Here is a 20,237-nt window from a genome sequence, read left to right on the forward strand (position 1 = left end):
ACGCCTACGCGTGCCGATGTGCGAAGTGGTACGTTGATAAGCTGGCATAAGCCGCTATGGTTTTCACTATCGCCACGGTTTCGACTTTGAGGAAAGCACCATGCACACGCGAGCGGCGATTTTACGCGCCCGTCCGGTCGAGCGCCCGTACAGCGAGACCCGACCGTTGGCGATCGAGACCTTCGAGTTGTCGGGGCCAGGGCATGGTGAGCTGCTGCTGAAGATCCATGCCGCCGGTCTGTGTCATTCCGACCTGTCGACGATCGACGGCAATCGGTCGCGACCGGTTCCCATGGTGCTCGGCCACGAAGCCGCCGGCGAGGTGATCGAAGTCGGCGCGGGAGTACACGACTTCGCCGTGGGCGACCATGTGGTTTGCTCATTCGTGCCCAGTTGCGGTCATTGCGGCTATTGCGCCGACGGTCGCGCGGCCCTGTGCACCCACGGCGCCAAGGCCAACAACGAGGGTACATTGCTCGGTGGCGAGCGGCGTTTGGCGCAAGACGGTAGCGGTATCCACCACCACCTGGGTATTTCCGGCTTCGCGGAATACGCCGTGGTGGCGCGCGAGTCGCTGGTCAAGATCGACCCGGCGCTGGCGTACGATATCGCGGCGCTGTTCGGCTGCGCCGTGCTCACTGGCGTGGGTGCCGTGATTCACACGGCGAACCTGCGTCTGGGTCAGAGCGTGCTGGTGGTCGGCCTGGGTGGCGTGGGGCTGTCGGCGGTATTGGGCGCGCTCGCCGGCGGCGCTTCGCAGGTGATCGCCGCAGATATCGACCCGGCCAAGCTGGACAAGGCCAGGGAGCTGGGCGCTACGGCCAGCGTGGATCCACGAGACGAGAAGGCGTTGCAACAGGTGCGGGATCTGACCGGCGGTGGCGTCAACGTTGCCGCGGAATTTGCCGGCGTGCCCTCGGCGCTGGAATTCGCCTTCGCCGCCACGGCCCGAGGCGGCACTACGGTCACCGCCGGGTTGCCGCATCCGGATACACGCGTGTCGATCAGTCCGGTGCAAATGGTGGCCGAGGAGCGCAGCCTTAAGGGCTCCTATCTGGGCGGGCACGTACCCAAGCTCGACATTCCCGAATATATCGCGCTCTATCAGGCGGGCCGCCTCCCGATCGATAAGCTGCTGACGCATCGACTGTCGCTCGACGAGATCAATATCGGCTTCGAGCGTCTGGCCAGCGGCGAGGCGATTCGCCAGGTGGTGACGTTCTAGCCGAGGTTTAAATAAAGTCCTCTATATTAAGCATAAGTCGTATGGCACATGATGAGGCCGCCATGCATGCTGCATGACATGGTATCCAATGAGTGGATAGGCGGAACATGAAACTCAGCGGCAATAAAACAATAATGAGCCAGCGGACTGCGTCGAAATGAGTACGCATATTCTTGAAACTCAGGGGCTGACCAAGGTCTTCAAGGGTTTTACCGCGGTCAAGGACGTCAACCTGCGGGTCAAGCACGGTACGATTCATGCGCTGATCGGCCCCAATGGCGCCGGCAAGACCACGGTTTTCAATCTACTCACCAAATTCCTTTCGCCGTCGGCGGGCAACATCATCTACGACGGCAAAGACATCACCCACCGCAAGGCGGCGGACATCGCCGATCACGGTATCGTCCGATCCTTTCAAATATCCGCGGTGTTTCCCCATCTGAGCGTGCGCGACAACGTGCGCGTGGCGCTGCAGCGGCGCCTGGGCTACTCCTACCATTTCTGGCGTTCCGACAAGGTATTGGATTCCCTGGATGAGCGCGCGATGGAACTGCTCGACGCCGTGGGACTGGCGGATTTTGCCGACGACATCAGCGTCGAACTGGCCTACGGACGCAAGCGCGCGCTCGAGATCGCCACGACACTGGCGCTCGACCCGGCGCTGATGCTGCTCGATGAACCCACCCAGGGCATGAGCGTCGAGGACGTGGGCAAGATCACGGCGCTGATAAAACAGGTCGCCGCGGACCGTACCATTCTCATGGTGGAGCATAATCTGGGTGTCGTGGCCTCGCTGGCCGATACCATCAGCGTGCTCAATCAGGGCGAGATTCTTGCCGAAGGGCCTTACGAAGAAGTCTCGCGTAACAAGGCCGTGAGGGAGGCTTACATGGGAACCGCGGATGCCTGAACAAGCACAAACACAGGCCCGGGGCCGGGAGTTGCTGCGTATCGAGGGCTTGAATGCCTGGTACGGCGAATCTCATATCCTGCACGGCATCGATTTTACCGTGAACGAGGGCGAGGTCGTCACTCTGTTGGGACGTAACGGCGCCGGTCGCACGACCACACTCAAGTCGATCCTGGGGCTGGTCGATCGGCGTACCGGTTCGATTCGAGTAAACGGCAGCGAAATCATCAAACAGCCCACGCACCGCATCGCGCGCATGGGCATGCTGGGTTACTGCCCGGAGGATCGCGGCATCTTCTCGCGCCTCAACGTGGACGAGAACCTCAGCCTGCCGCCGCGCCTGGGCGACGGCGGCATGAGTGTCGATGAGATCTACCAGATGTTTCCGAATCTGGCGGAGCGTCGCAGCAGCCGAGGCACGCAACTATCCGGCGGCGAGCAGCAGATGCTGGCCATGGCGCGCATCCTGCGCACTGGCGCCAGCGTGCTGTTGCTGGATGAAGTCACCGAGGGTCTGGCGCCGGTAATCGTGCAGGCGTTGGGTGAAACCATCCGCAGCTTGAAGGACCGGGGCCTGACCATCGTGCTGGTGGAACAGAATTTCCGGTTCGCGGCGCCATTGGCCGATCGTCACTACATCATCGAGCACGGTCGGGTTGCGGAAACGATCGAGGCATCGGAAATCGAGACGAAGAAGGATCGCATCAACCAATACCTGAGTGTGTGACTCGCGCTCTCGCTACCGCCGGGAGCCCGACTTCAGGAGGAGAACAACAATGAAGCGAATGTTAATGGCTGCCACCTGTGGCCTCACGATGATCCTGGCCAGTGGCGCAAGCACCGCCCAGGACGAGAGCCAGGGCCTGTCCAGCGACTACGTCAAGGTAGGCGTGCTCAGCGATATGTCCGGTGTTTACAAGGCGCTCGAAGGCCCCGGCGCCGTCGTGGCCGCACAGATGGCCATCGATGATTTCGGCGGTAGCGTGCTGGGCAAACCCATCAAATTGGTTTCTTCAGATCACCAGAACAAGCCTGCCGTGGCATCGTCGACCGCACGTCAATGGATCGACCGGGAAAACGTCGACATGATCACCGGCTTGGACAATTCGGCGGTCGGTCTGGCAGTGCAGGGCCTGGCGTCGGACAAGGGTGTCATCACCATGAACACCGGCTCCGGCACCACCGAGTTGACCGAGAGCCAATGTACCGAATACGGCATCCACTACGTCTACGACACCTATTCATTGCCCGTGGGCACCGCGACGGCAATCGTCAAGAACGGTGGCGAGACCTGGTTTTTCATCACGGCCGACTATGCGTTCGGTCACTCGCTGGAAGACAACACTTCAATGGTCGTCGAGAACCTGGGTGGCAAGGTCGTGGGTGGCGTCGAGGCGCCGCTCGGAACTACCGATTTCGCGTCCTACCTGATCCAGGCCAAGGCATCGGGCGCCGACGTCATCGCGCTGGCCAATGCCGGCTCCGATACCGTCAACGCCATCAAGCAGGCCAACTCGTTCGGCATCGTGGAGCAAGGTCAACAGATGGCCGGCATGCTGGTGTTCCTCACCGACGTGAAAGCATTGGGTCTGGAAACCGCCCAGGGCCTGCAGTTCACCACCGCGTTCTACTGGGACCGCAGCGACGAGGCGCGCAAATGGTCGCAGCGCTTTTTCGAGAAGCATGGCGCCATGCCGACGATGGTTCAGGCGGGCGTGTACTCGGCCACGTTGTCTTATCTGGAGGCGGTCAAGAAGGCCGGTACCGATGATGCCGATGCCGTGCGTGAGGTGCTGGGCGACATGACCATCAACGACATGTTCGTCCAGGGCGGCGATATCCTGCCCAATGGCCTCATGACGCATGACATGTATCTGGTGAAAGCCAAGTCGCCCGAGCAATCGGAAGGGCCGTGGGACCTGCTGGAAGTGGTTGCCACGATACCCGGGGAAAAGGCGTTCATCCCGTTGTCCGAAAGCGCCTGCCAGCTACTCGATAAGTAACGTATGCAAGTGGGGCGATAAGGCTCGAGGAGCCGCCGCCCACGGAAAGCGAGAAAGAGTGTATCGGTCAGTACCTGAGTGTGTAACTCGCGCTCTCACTACCGCCGGGGGCCCGGCTTCAGGAGGAGAAGGCAATGAGGAAACTACTATTGGCCGCGACCTGTGGCTTCACCATGACCCTGGCGGGCGCCGCGAGCGCCCAGGATCAGGCGTTGTCCAACGATTACGTCAAAATCGGCGTGCTGGGCGACATGTCCGGCGTTTATGCCACCGGCTTCAGCGGTCCGGGGGCGGTCGGAGCCGTCAAGATGGCGGTTGACGACTTTGGCGGCAGCGTATTGGGGCAACCGATCCGGGTGATTTCCGCAGATCACCAGAACAAGCCCGACGTTGCCTCGGCCACCGCCCGTGAATGGATCGACCAGGAGCGTGTCGACATGATCACGGATCTGACCAACTCGGCCGTGGGTCTCGCGGTGCAGAGCCTGGCCTCGGATAAAGGCGTCATTACCATGAACACCGGCGCGGCGACCACGCAGCTGACCAATGAGGCCTGTACCAAGTACGGCATTCACTACGGCTACGATACCTATGCGCTGCCGGTCGGTACCGCGACGGCGATCGTCAAGAACGGTGGCAAGAAGTGGTTCTTCATTACCGCCGACTACGCGTTCGGACATTCGTTGCAGAAAAACACCACCGAGGTCGTGGAGAGCCTGGGCGGCGAGGTCGTCGGTAGTGTCGCTGCGCCGTTGGGCACCAATGACTTTGCCTCCTATCTGTTGCAGGCCAAGGCCTCGGGCGCCGAGGTCATTGCCTTGGCCAATGCCGGCCAGGATACGGTGAACTCGGTGAAGCAGGCGGATTCGTTCGGCATCGTGCAGGGCGGCCAGCAACTGGCCGGGATGCTGGTGTTGATCAGCGACGTCAAGAGTCTGGGCCAGGAGGTCGCCAAGGGCCTGCAGTTCACCAGCGCCTGGTACTGGAACTACGACGATGAGTCGCGCGAATGGGCCAAGCGTTACATGGAGCGCACCGGCGCTGCGCCCACGTTCCCACATGCGGCGCTGTACTCTGCCACCACGGCGTATCTGAACGCGGTCAAGGCCGCGGGCACGGATGACGCCGACGCAGTGCGCGCCCAGCTCAACGAGATGACGATCGACGACTTTTTCGCCAAGGGTGGCGATATCCGGCCGGATGGCTTGCTGGTCCACGATATGTATCTGCTCAAGGTCAAGGAAGCGTCCGCGTCGAAAGGGGAGTGGGACGTGGCCGGAGTGGCGCGCGTCATTCCCGGTGAACAAGCGTATCCGCCCCTGTCCGAAAGCACCTGTGCGCATATCGACCAATAAAATAAGCGAACCGGGGAGCCTTGCGCCGTGAATGTATCGCTTGACCTGATCCTGGCGCAGATGATGCTGGGCCTGAGTGCCGGCGTGTTTTACGCCATGCTGAGCCTGGGCCTGGCCATCATCTTCGGTCTGCTCAATGTGATCAATTTCGCTCACGGCGCACTCTATATGCTGGGTGCGTTCGTGGCATTGATCGGCCATTCATACATTGGCCCATGGCTCGGTTACGAGGATTTTCAACTGGGCTTCTGGCCGGCGCTGATCGTGGCGCCGCTGCTCGTCGGTTGCTTCGGCATGCTGCTGGAGCGGACCATGCTGCGCCGGCTATATCAGTTCGACCATATCTACGGGCTGCTGCTGACCTTCGGTATCGCCTTGATGCTGCAAGGCTTCTTTACCAACTACTTCAATGTTTCCGGCACTCCCTATGGCGGCCAGCCGGAGTCGCTTAACGGCATTGTCAATCTCGGCTTCATGTATTTCCCCAAGTTCCGATTGTTCGCCATCGTCATGTCGATAGTGGTGTGCTTTCTCACCTGGTTCGTGATCGAGCGCACCCGACTGGGCGCAGTGCTGCGGGCTGGAGTGGAGAACCCCAAGCTGGTCCAGGCGTTCGGGATCAACGTGCCACTCATGGTGACGCTGACCTTCGGCTTTGGCGTCGCATTGGCGGCGCTGGCTGGGGTGCTGGCGGCACCTATCTACTCGGTTAGCCCATTGATGGGCGCCAACCTGATTATCGTGGTGTTCGCCGTGGTCGTCATCGGCGGTATGGGTTCGATCATGGGCGCCATCGTCACCGGCCTGACACTCGGTCTGATCCAGGGCCTGACCAAGGCGATCTATCCGCCGGCAGCCAATACGGTGATCTTTTTCATCATGGTGATCGTTTTGCTGGTTCGACCGGCCGGTCTGTTCGGCAAGGAATAAGGAAGCGCTACCGCAATGAATCGTATTTTCTGGGTTCTGTTGATTGGATTGGGCCTGGCGGCACCGTTCCTCATCTATCCCGTGTTCGCGATGAAGCTGCTGTGCTTTGCGTTGTTTGCCTGCGCCTTCAACCTGCTGCTCGGCTATGTCGGCCTGCTTTCCTTTGGTCATGCCGCGTTTTTTGGTGGCGCCGCCTACATCACCGGTCACGTCGTCAAGGTGTGGGGCTTTCCGCCGTTGGCCGGGATTCTCACGGGTACCCTGTTCGCGCTGGTTCTAGGGGCTATCTTCGGCAAGCTGGCGATCCGCCGTCAGGGCATCTACTTCGCCATGATTACCCTGGCGTTGGCTCAGATCATCTACTTCCTTTCGCTCCAGCTAGAGTTCACCGGTGGCGAAAACGGTTTGCAGGGCATTCCACGCGGTCAGCTCTTTGGCGTTATCGACCTGTCCCAACCATTGGCGATGTACTACACGGTCTTCGCGATTTTCATGATCGGCTTCCTGATCATTTACCGCGCCATCCATTCACCCTTCGGCCAAGTGCTCACGGCTATTCGCGAGAACGAGCCGCGGGCGATATCGCTGGGCTACAATGTCGATCGCTTCAAGCTCATGGCCTTCATTCTCTCGGCCACGCTGGCCGGTACGGCCGGGGCCACCAAGGCCATCGTGTTCCAGTTCGCGTCGCTGACCGACGTGCACTGGCCGATGTCGGGCGAGGTCGTGCTGATGACGCTATTGGGCGGCATGGGAACCCTGTTTGGCCCGGTCGTGGGAGCAACCGCCATCGTCGCCATGTACAACGAGCTCAGTGCCATGGGCTCATGGATCAATGTCATCATCGGTGGCATTTTCGTGGTCTGCGTGCTGACATTCCGCAGGGGCATCGTCGGCGAGTTGGCCCGCCTGTTGCGATCTCGAAGCTAAAAAGTGTTGACGACTCAGAGGCGTATGGATAATATACGCCCCGTTCTCGCGAGACATCTTTGCGGTTCGGGGCCTTAGCTCAGCTGGGAGAGCGCGACGCTGGCAGCGTCGAGGTCATCGGTTCGATCCCGATAGGCTCCACCATTTCTCGCAAAACGCCGCAACAACGTCCCATTCGTCTAGTGGTCCAGGACACCGCCCTTTCACGGCGGTAACAGGGGTTCGAACCCCCTATGGGACGCCACCTCTTTCCCTGCTATTCCCGTTTACTTTTCTCCTCGCTGCGTTGGCAGTCAAGACTGGCTTCGCTAGGTATTTTTAGTGATTTTCTACTAATTCCGAGTTGACTTTAACGCCGACTTGTCCCCACCCGTACACCTAGAATCAATGTCTTGTGCATAGTTCGTTGTTCAGGCCCATGGTTGTGCGTTTCGTGAAAAAATTCTTTAAAAACAGCAAGTTACCTCTGGTTAAAAATTAGGCAATTTGTAGCCAGGCCGCTTGTCATGGCGATTAGACGACGTTTTCTAGTGGTTGTGAACAGCCTTATCCACAGAAAGTGTGGAAAAGCACTGGGGTGGCAAAAACGGGGTTTTAAGGTGTGCAAAACCTGCTCTGTATTAGCCCCGGCTAATCGGCTCGCCGGGGCATTGTCAAGCACTCAGTCGCGCTGCAAACGCTTGAGCAGCGAAGAGGTATCCCAGCGGCCGCCACCCATGGCTTGGATATCGCCGTAGAACTGATCCACCAGCGCGGTCACCGGTAGTCTGGCGTCAAGTCGGCGCGCTTCGGCGAGGCAGATATTCAGGTCCTTGCGCATCCAGTCCACGGCAAAGCCATGGTCGTAATCGTCGGCGATCATGGTGCTATGGCGATTGACCATTTGCCAGGAGCCCGCCGCGCCCTGTGAGATCACTGCGATGACTTGCTCGCGATCGAGTCCGGCGCGCTCGGCGAAGTGCAGGCCTTCGGCAAGTCCTTGCACCAGGCCGGCTATGCATATCTGGTTGACCATCTTGGTCATCTGGCCGGCACCGGAGGCTCCCAGCAGCGTGACGGCCTTGCCATAGTGAGCGAGTCTCGGGCGGGCGCGCTCGAATGCCGAATCTTCTCCACCGCACATGATGGTCAGTGCGCCGTTCACGGCGCCTTGCTGGCCGCCGGAGACCGGTGCGTCGATAAAGTGGCAATTGCGAGCCCGGCAGGCCTGGTCGAGCTCGCGCGCCAGGTCAGCGGAGGCGGTCGTATGATCGACCAGCACGGCGTTGTCGCGCATGCCGGCCAAGGCGCCATCCTGGCCGATAACGACTTGGCGTACATCGTCGTCGTTGCCCACGCAGACCAATACCAGGTCGGCGCCCTCGGCAGCTTCACGGGGTGTGGCGTGGTGGCTGCCGCCATGCTCCGCGATCCAGGCTTCGGCCTTGGCGGCATTGCGATTGTAGACGCGCATCCTGAGACCGGCGCGTGCCAGGTGGCCCGCCATGGGATAGCCCATGACCCCAAGGCCTATGAAGGCGGCGGTACGTATCGTTTCGCTCATGATGATTGTCCTCTCGTTAGTAGCGGTGTCCTGTTCTTATGACCGTCGATCGCGCGCAGCGAGTTCGAGTGACCCAAACGAAGCGGGCCGCCCATTAGGCGGCCCACGCATCGTCAGCTTGTTTCTTTCTCGAGCATGTTAGTTCTTCTCGGGATAGTCACGCTGGGTATGCCCGGTGTAGAGCTGGCGCGGACGACCGATACGATAGCCGGTGCTGATCATCTCGTTCCAATGCGAGATCCAGCCGATGGTCCGCGAGACGGCGAAGACCACGGTGAACATATTGGCTGGAACGCCGATCGCCTTGAGAATGATGCCCGAGTAGAAGTCGACGTTGGGATAGAGCTGGCGCTCGATGAAGTAGTCGTCTTCCAGGGCGATCTGCTCCAGGCGCTTGGCGATCTTCAACTGGGGATCGTCGGCCATGCCCAACTCGCCGAGCACCTGGTCGCAGGTTTCCTTCATGACCTTGGCGCGCGGGTCGAAGTTGCGATAGACGCGGTGACCGAAGCCCATCAGGCGGAAGGGATCGTCCTTGTCCTTGGCGCGATCGACGAAACGCTGGATGTTCTCCTCGGAGTCGTCGCCGATCTCGTCGAGCATGTTGAGTACGGCTTCGTTGGCGCCACCATGAGCCGGGCCCCACAGCGCGGCGATGCCGGCACTGATACAGGCGAAGGGGTTGGCGCCGGTGGAACCGGCCAGGCGCACCGTGGAGGTGGAGGCATTCTGCTCATGATCGGCATGCAGCATGAAGATGCGATCCATCGCCTTGGCGAACACCGGGTTGATCTTGTACTCCTCGCACGGGTTGCCGAACATCATATAGAGGAAGTTTTCGGCATAGTTGAGATCGTTACGCGGATAATTGAACGGTTGGCCGATGTTGTACTTGTGGCACATCGCCGCCAGCGTCGGCATCTTGGCGATCAGGCGAATGGCGCTGACCCGGCGCTCCTCTTCCTTGGTGATATCCAGGTTGTCGTGATAGAAGGCCGCCAGGCCACCGACCACGCCGCACAGGATCGCCATCGGGTGGGCGTCACGCCGGAAACCCTTGAAGAAGTTGGCTAACTGCTCATGGACCATGGTGTGATTGCGAATGGTCTTCTCGAAGTTGACGTACTCCTCCTTGGAGGGCAGCTCTCCGAACAGCAGCAGGTAGCTCAGCTCGACGAAGTTGGAGTTGTTCGCCAACTGAGCGATGGGGTAGCCGCGATGCAGTAGCACGCCTTCGCCGCCATCGATATAAGTAATGCCGGACTCACAGGCAGCGGTAGCGACGAAACCGGGGTCGTAGGTGAAGAAACCTTCGGCCAGGAGGTCGCGTACGTCGATGACATCGGGCCCAGTGGTACCGGAATAGATCGGGAACTCGATGGCCTTATCCAGCCCCTCTATTGTCAACTGCGCTTTCTTGCCAGCCATGACGGCCTCCTCTGATAGTGAATGCTGAACGTAAGTCGTTGTCTCGCTTGCCTTGCGGGCGGGTGCAGGCTGAAAAAGGTTTGCCCACTATAGAATCGTCGAAAGGATTGTCAATTAACCGATAGTGGCCGTGCCGGCCCGTAAGCCTGCCGTCGCGATGAGTATTTTCCGCTCAGAAAGCGCCGCGTGGCAGGGTAACGGTGCCGTGCTGATGTTACCAAGGGTAACACTAAAGTCGGATTTCGGCGGTAACGATTTGTCATACTTGTGGGCAGCCCCTATAATCCCACCTCGCGCGACTGGCGGGAAAGAGGCTCGGTCGAGTCGCCTGATCGACCGCCGGGACCCTCCCTCAAACCACCGCCCGCTCGGGCTCGATGCCCGACCGAATCAAGAGCGGGCCAAGAGAGTGTGTAGAGCCGTGAATAGCAAAAGACCCGTAAATCTCGACCTTTCCACAATAAAGTTTCCACTCCCTGCGCTGACCTCGATCACTCACCGTATCACCGGTGTCATCCTTTTCATTGGCCTGATTTTCGGCTTTTGGGCGCTGGATGCTTCGCTGTCTTCTCCCGAGGGGTTCGAAGCCGTACGCCATGCACTCGATGAGAATATTCTAGCCAAGTTGATCGCCTGGGGATTGTTGTCCGCCCTGGCTTTTCACTTCGTGGCTGGTATCAAGCATCTGTTGATGGATGGCGGCATCGGTCTCGAGCTTGAAAGCGCAAACAGGAAAGCACAAATCACCGTGGTGGCAAGTGCCGTTCTGGTGGTGCTGGCAGGAGTCTGGGTATGGTAACCAATATCACTAATTTCGGTCGTAGCGGCCTGTCCGATTGGTTGATTCAGCGAGTCTCGGCGATCATTCTGGCGCTCTACACCATCTTCATGGTCGGTTATCTGCTATTCCATCCGGCGCTCGATTACCCCACCTGGAATGGGCTCTTCGCGCAAACCTGGATGCGCATCTTCTCCCTGCTGGCATTCCTCTCGCTGGCGGCACATGCCTGGATCGGCCTGTGGACCGTAATCACCGACTATATCAAGCCGACTGGCATTCGTTTCGCCGTGCAAATCGTCGTGATGCTTGCCATCTTCGTTTTTCTGGTGTGGGGCGTTCAAGTCCTGTGGGGAGCCTGATCCATGTCCAACATGCGTAGCCTGACATTCGACGCAATCATCATCGGTGGTGGTGGCTCCGGCCTGCGCACCGCCCTCGAGCTAGCCAAGTCCGGCAGAAAGACGGCCGTTCTCTCCAAGGTTTTCCCGACTCGCTCGCATACCGTTTCCGCCCAGGGCGGTATCACCTGTGCCATCGCTTCCGCCGATCCCGAAGATGACTGGCGCTGGCACATGTACGATACCGTCAAGGGTGGTGACTACATCACCGATCAGGACGCCGCGGAATACATGTGTTCCGAGGGGCCCAAGGCGGTCTTCGAGCTCGAGCACATGGGTTTGCCATTCTCGCGTTTCGATAACGGGCGCATCTACCAGCGCCCGTTCGGTGGTCAGTCAAAGGATTTCGGCAAGGGTGGTCAGGCCGCGCGGACCTGTGCCGCCGCTGACCGTACCGGTCATGCCCTGCTGCACACGCTGTATCAGAACAATCTGAAGAATAACACCGTGTTCCTCAACGAGTGGTACGCGGTGGATCTGGTCAAGAATGCCAACGGCGATGTGGTCGGCTGCATCGCGCTATGTATCGAGACCGGCGAGGTCGTACATATCAAATCGAAAGCCACGGTGCTGGCAACCGGCGGCTCCGGGCGCATCTTCTCGTCCACCACCAACGCCCTGATCAACACCGGCGACGGTATCGGTATGGCGTTGCGTGCCGGCTTCCCGGTTCAGGATATCGAAATGTGGCAGTTCCACCCGACCGGTATCTACGGTGCCGGCGTGCTGGTGACCGAAGGTTGCCGTGGCGAGGGTGGCTATCTGATCAATAAGGATGGCGAGCGCTTCATGGAGCGTTACGCGCCTAACGCCAAGGATTTGGCCGGCCGCGACGTGGTCGCTCGCTCCATGGTGATGGAGATCCTCGAAGGCCGCGGTTGTGGCGAAAACGGCGATCACGTGCTGCTCAAGCTCGATCACCTCGGCGAGGAGGTGCTCAACAAGCGCCTGCCGGGCATCGTCGAGTTGGCCAAGACCTTCGCGCATGTCGATCCGGCCCAGGAGCCGATCCCGGTGGTGCCGACCTGCCATTATATGATGGGTGGGCTGCCGACCAACGTGCACGGCCAGGCGATCATGCCCGACGCCGACGGCAACGACACCATCGTCAACGGCCTGTTCGCCTGTGGCGAGGCGGCCTGCGTCTCGGTGCACGGCGCCAACCGTCTGGGCGGCAATTCATTGCTCGACCTGGTGGTGTTCGGGCGCGCGGCCGGCATGTTCATCGAGAACGCGCTCAACGAGGGCATCGATTACCTGGATGCCGTCGAATCCGATATCGACGCAGCGCTGGCGCGCATGAATCGCTGGAACGAATCCAGCGGTGGCGAATCCATCCCCGAGTTGCGTGCCGAGTTGCAGGAAACCATGCAGAGGTCGTTCGGCGTCTTCCGCCAGGAAGACCAGATGCAGGAAGGGGTCAAGCAGTTGGCCGAACTGCGTGAGCGTATCGGCAAGGCCCATCTCGGCGACAAGTCCAACGCGTTCAATACCGCGCGCGTCGAAGCACTGGAGCTCGACAACCTGCTGGAAGTGGCGGAAGCGACCGCTATCTCCGCGCTCGAGCGCAAGGAGAGTCGCGGTGCCCATTCCCGTTACGATTATCCGGATCGGGACGACGTCAATTGGCTGAAGCATTCCATCTACACGCCGCTCGACAAGAAGCTGAGTAAGCGTGATGTGAATTTCTCGCCGAAGACCGTCGACACCTTCGAGCCGAAAATCCGTACTTATTAAGGGGATCTGATATGTCCATGCTTCAGGTATCCGTTTACCGCTACAATCCGGAAACCGACTCCGCACCTTATATGCAGGAGTTCCAGGTGGACACCCAGGGCCGCGATCTGATGGTTCTGAATGTCCTCGAGATCATCAAGCAGCAAGACAGCTCCATGGCCTACCGTCGTAGTTGCCGCGAAGGCGTGTGTGGCTCCGATGGCATGAACATGAACGGCTCCAATGGCCTGGCCTGCGTCACCGCGCTATCCGAGGTGGTCGACAAGCGTGGCAAGTTGGTGTTGCGCCCGCTGCCCGGCCTGCCGGTAGTGCGCGACCTGGTGGTCGACATGGGTATCTTCTACAAGCAGTACGAGCGCATCCAGCCCTACCTGCAGAACGACACCCCGCCGCCGGCCATCGAGCGTTTGCAGTCGCCCGAGGACCGTGAAAAGCTCGATGGCCTCTACGAATGCATTCTGTGTGCCTGCTGTTCGACGGCTTGTCCGTCGTTCTGGTGGAATCCGGAAAAGTTCGTCGGGCCGGCCGGTCTGCTGCAGTCCTATCGTTTCCTCGCCGATTCGCGCGACACCGCGACCCGCGAGCGCCTGGCCGATCTCGAGGATCCGTTCAGCGTGTTCCGTTGTCGCGGTATCATGAATTGCGTGGCGGTTTGCCCCAAGGGGCTCAACCCGACCCGCGCGATCGGCAAGATTCGCGAGCTGCTAATGGCGAATGCCACTTAAATCGTGGCGCGTGGCTTGTTATCATTAGTCGCCGTGTTCTCTTGCGGTCGCATGCCGCAAGTTGAGCCGGCCAAGTTTCAAGAGCCGGTGCCTGGTGCACCGGCTCTTGACGATCATTGCCGTGAATTCAGTGGACGACGCGTCGTCCCACCGGCAGGGCAATCGTGACGCCGGAGCGACTAGCAGGCCGGCGCCGACAACACCCCATCAGTGCAGGGTGACCGAGAGATGCAAGAAGGCATAATGGAGTTGATGTGGCGCACCTCCCATGTGAGCGGCGGCAACGCTCACTATGTGGAAGCGCTCTACGAACAGTACCTCGTCGATCCCAATGCGGTCCCGGATGAATGGCGTAACTACTTCGACAAGTTACCGCGCCCAGAAGGCAGTCCCTCCCGCGATATTCCCCTCAGCCCGATTCGCGATCAATTCTACCAGTTGGGCCAGAGCCGTCGCTCCGCCCAGGGCGTGGCCACCAGCGATAGTAGCGAAAGCAAGAAGCAGGTCAAGGTTCTCCAGCTGATCAACGCTTATCGCTTCCGCGGCCACCAGAAGGCCGATATCGACCCGCTCGATCTGCGCAAGCCGGTACCGATACCGGATCTCGATCTATCCTTTCATCAGTTGTCGAAAGCCGACATGGATACCGAGTTCCAGACCGGCTCCTTCTTCCTGGGCAAGGATAAGGCACCGCTCAAGGAAATCGTCGACGCACTCGAGCAGACCTACTGTCGCAGTATCGGCTGTGAGTTCATGCATATCGTCGATACCGAGGAAAAACGCTGGCTGCAGCAGCGCTTCGAATCGGTGCGCTCGAAGCCGAAATTCAGCGACGAAGTGCGCAAGCACGTGCTCGAGCGCCTGACCGCGGCGGAGGGCCTGGAAAGCTATCTGGCATCCAAGTACCCGGGCACCAAGCGTTTCGGCCTCGAGGGTGGCGAGACCTTCATACCCATGATGGACGAGATCATCCAGCGCGTCGGTGGCTATGGGTCCAAGGAAGTGGTCATCGGCATGGCTCACCGTGGCCGTCTCAACCTGCTGGTGAACATCCTCGGCAAGAGCCCTTCGGAATTGATCGAGGAGTTCGACGGCAAGAAGGTCATCGAGAAGGGCTCGGGTGACGTCAAATATCACCAGGGTTTCAGCTCCAACGTGATGACCGCGGGCGGCGAGGTTCACCTGGCGCTGGCCTTCAATCCTTCGCATCTGGAAATCGTCTCACCGGTGGTCGAGGGTTCGGTACGCGCCCGCCAGGATCGCCGCGACGACGCGGAAGGCGACAAGGTTCTGCCGATCAACATCCACGGCGACGCCGCCTTTGCCGGCCAGGGCGTGGTCATGGAAACCTTCCAGATGTCGCAGACTCGCGGCTTCAAGACCGGCGGAACGCTGCATATCGTGATCAACAACCAGGTTGGTTTCACGACCTCACATCCCCAGGACACGCGCTCCACCGAATACTGCACCGACATTGCCAAGATGGTGCAGGCGCCGATTTTCCACGTTAACGGCGACGATGCCGACGCGGTGTTGCATGCCACCCAGGTGGCCGTCGATTACCGCCAGCAGTTCCATAAGGACGTGGTCATCGACTTGGTCTGCTACCGTCGTCGCGGCCATAACGAGGCCGACGAGCCGTCCGGCACCCAGCCGATGATGTATCAGAAGATCAAGGCGCATAAGAGTTCGCGCGAACTCTACGCGGCGCGCCTGGTGGAAGATGGCGTGCTCTCCGCCGATCAGGCCAAGGATCTGATCGAGAAGTATCGCGAGGATCTGCTGGCCGGCAACCATGTCGCCAACGCGCTGGTCAAGGAGCCCAACAAGGAGTTGTTCGTCGATTGGTCGGCGTATCTCGGCCACGAATGGACCGGCGATGCCGATACCACGATGGACATGAAGCGCATGCAGCAGTTGGCGGCGCGCATGTGCGAGATTCCCGATGGGATTCAGGTTCAGCGTCAGGTCGCCAAGATCTACGAAGACCGCCGCAAGATGCACGCCGGTGGCATGGCGCTCAATTGGGGCTTCGCCGAAACCCTGGCCTACGCCACCCTGCTCGAACAGGGTCACCCGATACGCCTGATTGGACAGGATTCGGGGCGCGGCACCTTCTCGCATCGCCACGCGGTGGTGCACAACCAGAAGGATGGCACCACCTACGTGCCCTTGGAGCATATCGGCGACGGCCAGCCGCGCTTCACCATTCACGACTCCTTCCTTTCGGAAGAAGCCGTGTTGGCCTTCGAATACGGCTACGCCACCACCATGCCCAATGCACTGGTGATCTGGGAAGCGCAGTTCGGTGATTTCTTCAACGGCGCGCAGATGGTCGTCGACCAGTTCATCTCTTCCGGCGAGTCGAAGTGGGGGCGGCTGTGCGGCCTGACCCTGCTGCTGCCTCACGGTTATGAAGGCCAGGGACCGGAACACTCCTCGGCGCGCCTCGAACGCTTCCTGCAACTGTGCGCGGAGCACAACATGCAGGTCTGCGTGCCGACCACGCCGGCGCAGATCTATCATTTGCTGCGTCGCCAGGTGATCCGGCCGATCCGCAAACCACTGGTGGTGATGTCGCCGAAGAGCCTGCTGCGCCACAAGGAAGCGACGTCCACCCTGGAAGAGTTGGCCCACGGCCGCTTCAACATGGTGCTGGCCGACGTCGGCAAGCTGGATGCCGAGAAGGTCAAGCGGGTGGTGCTGTGCGCGGGCAAGGTTTACTACGATCTGGCGGCCTACCGTAGTGAAAACGAGCGCGAGGACACCGCGATCGTGCGTATCGAGCAGCTCTACCCCTTCCCCAAGGAAGAGCTTTATGAGGTGCTCAAGGGTTACACCAACCTCGAGCAGCTGGTGTGGTGCCAGGAGGAACCGCTCAATCAGGGCGCCTGGTATCAGAGCCAGCATCACATGCGCGTGGTCGCCGATATGCTGGAAAACGGCCTGGGTCGCGAATTGAAATTCGCCGGTCGTCCGGCTTCCGCGGCACCCGCGGCCGGCTACATGTCCGTACACGTCGAACAGCAGCGCCAACTGGTGGATGACGCCTTCAACGCCTGAAGCGCCTCATCGGGACGAGAGAACACACTAAGGAAACGAGATGGCTACCGAGATCAAAGCGCCAAGCTTTCCGGAATCCGTTGCCGAAGGCACGGTTGCTACCTGGCACAAGAAACCCGGGGACAGCGTCGAGCGCGACGAACTGATCGTCGAAATCGAGACCGATAAGGTCGTCCTCGAAGTGGTGGCGCCGGAAGCGGGCACGCTGTCGGAGATCAAGGTCGAGGAAGGCGACACCTGCGACTCCGAGCAGGTGCTGGGCCTGCTCGGCGAGGCGCAGGAGAAAGCCGAGCCCAGCTCCGGCGCCGATGTCGATGCCAAGGCCGAGGGGGATAGCGACTCCCAGCCGGAGAAGCAAGCCGAGAAAAAGACTGAAAAGAAAGCCGAGAAGCCGGCGGCCTCCGGCAAGGCGTACGACGTCAAGGCGCCGAGCTTCCCCGAGTCGGTGCAGGAAGGCACCGTGGCGACCTGGCACAAGCAGGTCGGCGAAGCGGTCAAGCGCGACGAGGTGCTGGCCGACATCGAGACCGACAAGGTGGTGCTGGAAGTCGTTGCGCCCGTCGATGGCGCGCTGTCTGAAATCAAGGTCGAAGAGGGCGAGCAGGTCGAATCCGAAGCCGTGCTGGCGATCTTCTCCGCAGGGGCTGGCGGTGAATCGGGTGGCGACGAGACTGCTGAAGCCGATGACGGCGCCAAGGACGACCAGGGATCGGATGAAAAGCTCGGCGACAAGATTCTCGCGCCCGCCGCGCGCAAGATGGTCGCCGAGCACGATCTTGACGTCAGCAAGATCGAAGGCACCGGCAAGGGCGGTCGCATCCTCAAGGAAGACGTGCAGAAGGCCGTGAAAGAGGGCAATGCCAAGAAGGCGGCAGCCTCCAAGGCAGCGGATAGCGCCAGTGCGACCAAGGCCGCCGCTGCGGCGCCGGTGGTCGAGGGCGAACGCCCCGAGAAGCGCGTGCCGATGAGCCGGCTGCGCCAGACCATCGCCAAGCGTCTGGTCCAGGCCCAGCAGACCGCAGCCATGCTGACCACCTATAACGAGGTGGACATGACGGCAGTAATGGCGCTGCGCGCGCAGTACAAGGAAACCTTCCAGAAGGCGCACGACACCAAACTCGGTTTCATGGGTTTCTTCGTCAAGGCTTGCTCCGAGGCGCTCAAGCGCTTCCCGGATGTCAACGCCTCAATCGACGGGACCGATATCGTCTACCATGGCTATCAGGATATCGGCGTGGCGGTTTCGACGCCTCGCGGCCTGGTGGTGCCGGTGCTGCGCGATACCGACAGCATGAAGATCGCCGATGTCGAGAAGACCATCGTCGACTTCGGTAAACGCGCGCGTGACGGCAAGCTGGGCATCGACGAAATGCAGGGTGGTACCTTCACCATCACCAACGGTGGCATCTTCGGCTCGCTGATGTCGACGCCGATCATCAATCCACCGCAGACCGCGATCCTGGGCATGCACAAGATTCAGGAGCGCCCGGTAGCGGTCGATGGCAAGGTCGAAATCCGTCCGATGATGTATCTGGCAGTGTCCTACGATCACCGCATGATCGACGGCAAGGACGCGGTACAGTTCCTGGTGACCATCAAGGAACTGCTCGAGGATCCAGCACGCCTGCTGCTGGACGTGTGATTCGCCGCTAACGTCAACCTATCGCGAATCGAACAGACGAACAGGAAGATTTCATGGCCGATAAATACGATGTGATCGTCATTGGCGCGGGCCCCGGTGGCTACGTCGCCGCTATTCGCGCTGCCCAACTGGGCCTCAAGACCGCGTGTGTCGAGAAGTGGGTCAACAAGCAGGGCAAGACCGTGCATGGCGGCACTTGCCTGAACGTGGGCTGCATTCCCTCCAAGGCCCTGCTCGAGACATCGCACAAGTTCATCGAAGCGCGCGATCATTACGCCGAGATCGGTATCGAAGTGGGCGAGGTCTCGCCTAACATCGCCAAGATGCTCGAGTTCAAGGAGAGCGTCATCGCCAAGAACGTCGGCGGTATCAGCGCCCTGTTCAAGGCCAATGGCGTCGCCGCGCTGGAGGGCACCGGCAAGGTGCTTTCCAACAGCAAGGTCGAGGTCACCGGCAACGATGGCAAGAAGGCCACCTATGAGGCCGAGAACATCATCATCGCTTCCGGCTCCGTGCCGGTCGAGATTCCGCCGACCCCGCTGACCGAAGGCTTGATCGTCGACTCCGCCGGCGCGCTGGAATTCACCGAGGCGCCCAAGCGCCTGGGCGTGATCGGCGCCGGTGTCATCGGCCTCGAGCTGGGCAGTGTATGGAAGCGCATGGGCAGCGAAGTCACCATGCTCGAGGCGATGGATACCTTCCTGCCGATGGTCGATCAGGCCGTGGCCAAGGAAACCCAGAAGCTGCTCAAGAAGCAGGGCCTGGACATCAAGCTGGGCGCGCGCGTCACCGGCTCCGAGGTCAAGGGCAAGGAAGTGGTGGTCAAGTACACCGACAGCAAGGGCGAGCAGGAGCAGACCTTCGACAAGGTGATCGTCTGCGTCGGCCGTCGGCCCTATACGCAGGGTCTGCTCGATGACGACGCCGGCATCAAGTTGGACGAGCGCGGTTTCATCTTCGTCGACGATCACTGCCGCACCAGCGTGCCGGGCGTCTATGCCATCGGCGACTGCGTGCGCGGCCAGATGCTGGCGCACAAGGCATCGGAAGAGGGCGTGATGGTCGCCGATATCATCGCCGGCCATAAGGCCGAGATGAACTACGATGCGATCCCCTGCGTCATCTATACCGCGCCCGAAGTGGCGTGGGTCGGCATGAACGAGCAGGAAGCCAAGGCTGCCGGTATCGAGGTCAAGACCGGTTCCTTCCCGTTCTCCGCCAATGGCCGTGCGCTGGCCAACAACGCTGCCGAGGGCATGGCCAAGGTCATTGCCGATGCCGAAACCGACCGCATTCTCGGGGTGCATATCGTCAGTCAGCATGCCGGCGAACTGATCGCCCAGGGCGTGATCGCCATGGAGTTCGGCTCCAGTGCCGAGGATCTGGCACTGACCTGCTATGCGCACCCGACGACTTCCGAGGCGATCCACGAGGCCGCCCTGGCGGTAGACGGCCATGCGATTCACATGGCCAACCGCAAGAAGCGCAAATAACAACACGATGTAAGCACGCGTCCAATTCCCCGAGACGCGTCGCTCGCGTTTTGCGCGGGCGAACGGGGGTGGCC

The 20,237-nt window shown here is 60.4% G+C and carries 16 protein-coding genes and 2 tRNA genes; 16 read left to right on the forward strand and 2 right to left on the reverse strand.

From position 1 onward, the window contains the following. The first annotated feature begins 100 nt into the window (after window positions 1-100). From BLR92_RS00480 to BLR92_RS00520, 9 genes are all read left to right on the forward strand, one after another. Complete coding sequence (locus tag BLR92_RS00480; RefSeq protein ID WP_089724461.1) at window positions 101-1,225, forward strand: zinc-dependent alcohol dehydrogenase family protein; 1,125 nt, start codon at window positions 101-103, stop codon at window positions 1,223-1,225. 157 nt (window positions 1,226-1,382) lie between these two features. Then, entirely contained in the window at window positions 1,383-2,135 is a 753-nt protein-coding gene (locus tag BLR92_RS00485) for an ABC transporter ATP-binding protein (protein ID WP_089724463.1), read from the forward strand. Beyond that, window positions 2,128-2,862, forward strand: coding sequence for an ABC transporter ATP-binding protein (locus BLR92_RS00490; RefSeq protein WP_089724465.1), 735 nt, complete (start codon window positions 2,128-2,130; stop codon window positions 2,860-2,862). Before BLR92_RS00485 ends, BLR92_RS00490 begins: the two co-directional genes overlap by 8 nt. Before the next feature lie 49 nt (window positions 2,863-2,911). Further along, window positions 2,912-4,138, forward strand: a complete 1,227-nt coding sequence (locus BLR92_RS00495; RefSeq protein ID WP_089724467.1) for an ABC transporter substrate-binding protein — start codon at window positions 2,912-2,914, stop codon at window positions 4,136-4,138. Between the two features lie 134 nt (window positions 4,139-4,272). Next, window positions 4,273-5,493, forward strand: coding sequence for an ABC transporter substrate-binding protein (locus BLR92_RS00500; RefSeq protein ID WP_089724469.1), 1,221 nt, complete (start codon window positions 4,273-4,275; stop codon window positions 5,491-5,493). A gap of 60 nt (window positions 5,494-5,553) precedes the next feature. Continuing rightward, window positions 5,554-6,423 carry a branched-chain amino acid ABC transporter permease gene (locus BLR92_RS00505; RefSeq protein ID WP_089725907.1) on the forward strand — a complete coding sequence of 290 codons (870 nt, stop codon included), beginning with the start codon at window positions 5,554-5,556 and terminating at the stop codon, window positions 6,421-6,423. Window positions 6,424-6,438: 15 nt separating this feature from the next. Next, window positions 6,439-7,353 carry a branched-chain amino acid ABC transporter permease gene (locus tag BLR92_RS00510; RefSeq protein ID WP_089724471.1) on the forward strand — a complete coding sequence of 305 codons (915 nt, stop codon included), beginning with the start codon at window positions 6,439-6,441 and terminating at the stop codon, window positions 7,351-7,353. A gap of 68 nt (window positions 7,354-7,421) precedes the next feature. Further along, window positions 7,422-7,497 (forward strand) — tRNA-Ala (locus BLR92_RS00515). A gap of 24 nt (window positions 7,498-7,521) precedes the next feature. Beyond that, window positions 7,522-7,597: transfer RNA gene (locus BLR92_RS00520), tRNA-Glu, on the forward strand. Between the two features lie 417 nt (window positions 7,598-8,014). Here BLR92_RS00520 and BLR92_RS00525 read toward each other — a convergent pair. Then, window positions 8,015-8,896 carry an NAD(P)-dependent oxidoreductase gene (locus BLR92_RS00525; RefSeq protein WP_089724473.1) on the reverse strand — a complete coding sequence of 294 codons (882 nt, stop codon included), beginning with the start codon at window positions 8,894-8,896 and terminating at the stop codon, window positions 8,015-8,017. 138 nt (window positions 8,897-9,034) lie between these two features. Beyond that, entirely contained in the window at window positions 9,035-10,324 is a 1,290-nt protein-coding gene (gene gltA / locus BLR92_RS00530; RefSeq protein WP_089724475.1) for a citrate synthase, read from the reverse strand. A 421-nt stretch (window positions 10,325-10,745) separates the two neighbouring features. Here gltA and sdhC point away from each other — a divergent pair, with 421 nt between their 5' ends. From sdhC to lpdA, 7 genes are all read left to right on the forward strand, one after another. After that, window positions 10,746-11,123 carry a succinate dehydrogenase, cytochrome b556 subunit gene (gene sdhC / locus BLR92_RS00535; RefSeq protein WP_217636511.1) on the forward strand — a complete coding sequence of 126 codons (378 nt, stop codon included), beginning with the start codon at window positions 10,746-10,748 and terminating at the stop codon, window positions 11,121-11,123. Beyond that, entirely contained in the window at window positions 11,117-11,464 is a 348-nt protein-coding gene (gene sdhD, locus BLR92_RS00540) for a succinate dehydrogenase, hydrophobic membrane anchor protein (protein ID WP_089724477.1), read from the forward strand. The genes sdhC and sdhD overlap by 7 nt, the downstream gene beginning before the upstream one ends. Window positions 11,465-11,467: 3 nt before the next feature. Next, the gene (gene sdhA, locus BLR92_RS00545; RefSeq protein ID WP_089724479.1) at window positions 11,468-13,240 is read left to right on the forward strand and encodes a succinate dehydrogenase flavoprotein subunit; all 1,773 of its coding nucleotides are present in this window, start codon (window positions 11,468-11,470) and stop codon (window positions 13,238-13,240) included. 11 nt (window positions 13,241-13,251) lie between these two features. Further along, window positions 13,252-13,965 (forward strand): succinate dehydrogenase iron-sulfur subunit, encoded by a 714-nt coding sequence (locus tag BLR92_RS00550; protein WP_089724481.1) that lies wholly within the window; start codon window positions 13,252-13,254, stop codon window positions 13,963-13,965. Between the two features lie 228 nt (window positions 13,966-14,193). Then, window positions 14,194-17,028, forward strand: a complete 2,835-nt coding sequence (locus BLR92_RS00555; RefSeq protein ID WP_089724483.1) for a 2-oxoglutarate dehydrogenase E1 component — start codon at window positions 14,194-14,196, stop codon at window positions 17,026-17,028. A 40-nt stretch (window positions 17,029-17,068) separates the two neighbouring features. Continuing rightward, window positions 17,069-18,670: a 2-oxoglutarate dehydrogenase complex dihydrolipoyllysine-residue succinyltransferase gene (gene odhB / locus BLR92_RS00560; protein WP_089724487.1), complete on the forward strand. Its 1,602-nt coding sequence runs from the start codon at window positions 17,069-17,071 to the stop codon at window positions 18,668-18,670. A 53-nt stretch (window positions 18,671-18,723) separates the two neighbouring features. Then, the gene (gene lpdA / locus BLR92_RS00565; protein WP_089724489.1) at window positions 18,724-20,163 is read left to right on the forward strand and encodes a dihydrolipoyl dehydrogenase; all 1,440 of its coding nucleotides are present in this window, start codon (window positions 18,724-18,726) and stop codon (window positions 20,161-20,163) included. Window positions 20,164-20,237: the final 74 nt, after the last annotated feature.

It is taken from the genome of Modicisalibacter muralis, assembly GCF_900102945.1.
GTDB classification, from domain to species: domain Bacteria; phylum Pseudomonadota; class Gammaproteobacteria; order Pseudomonadales; family Halomonadaceae; genus Modicisalibacter; species Modicisalibacter muralis.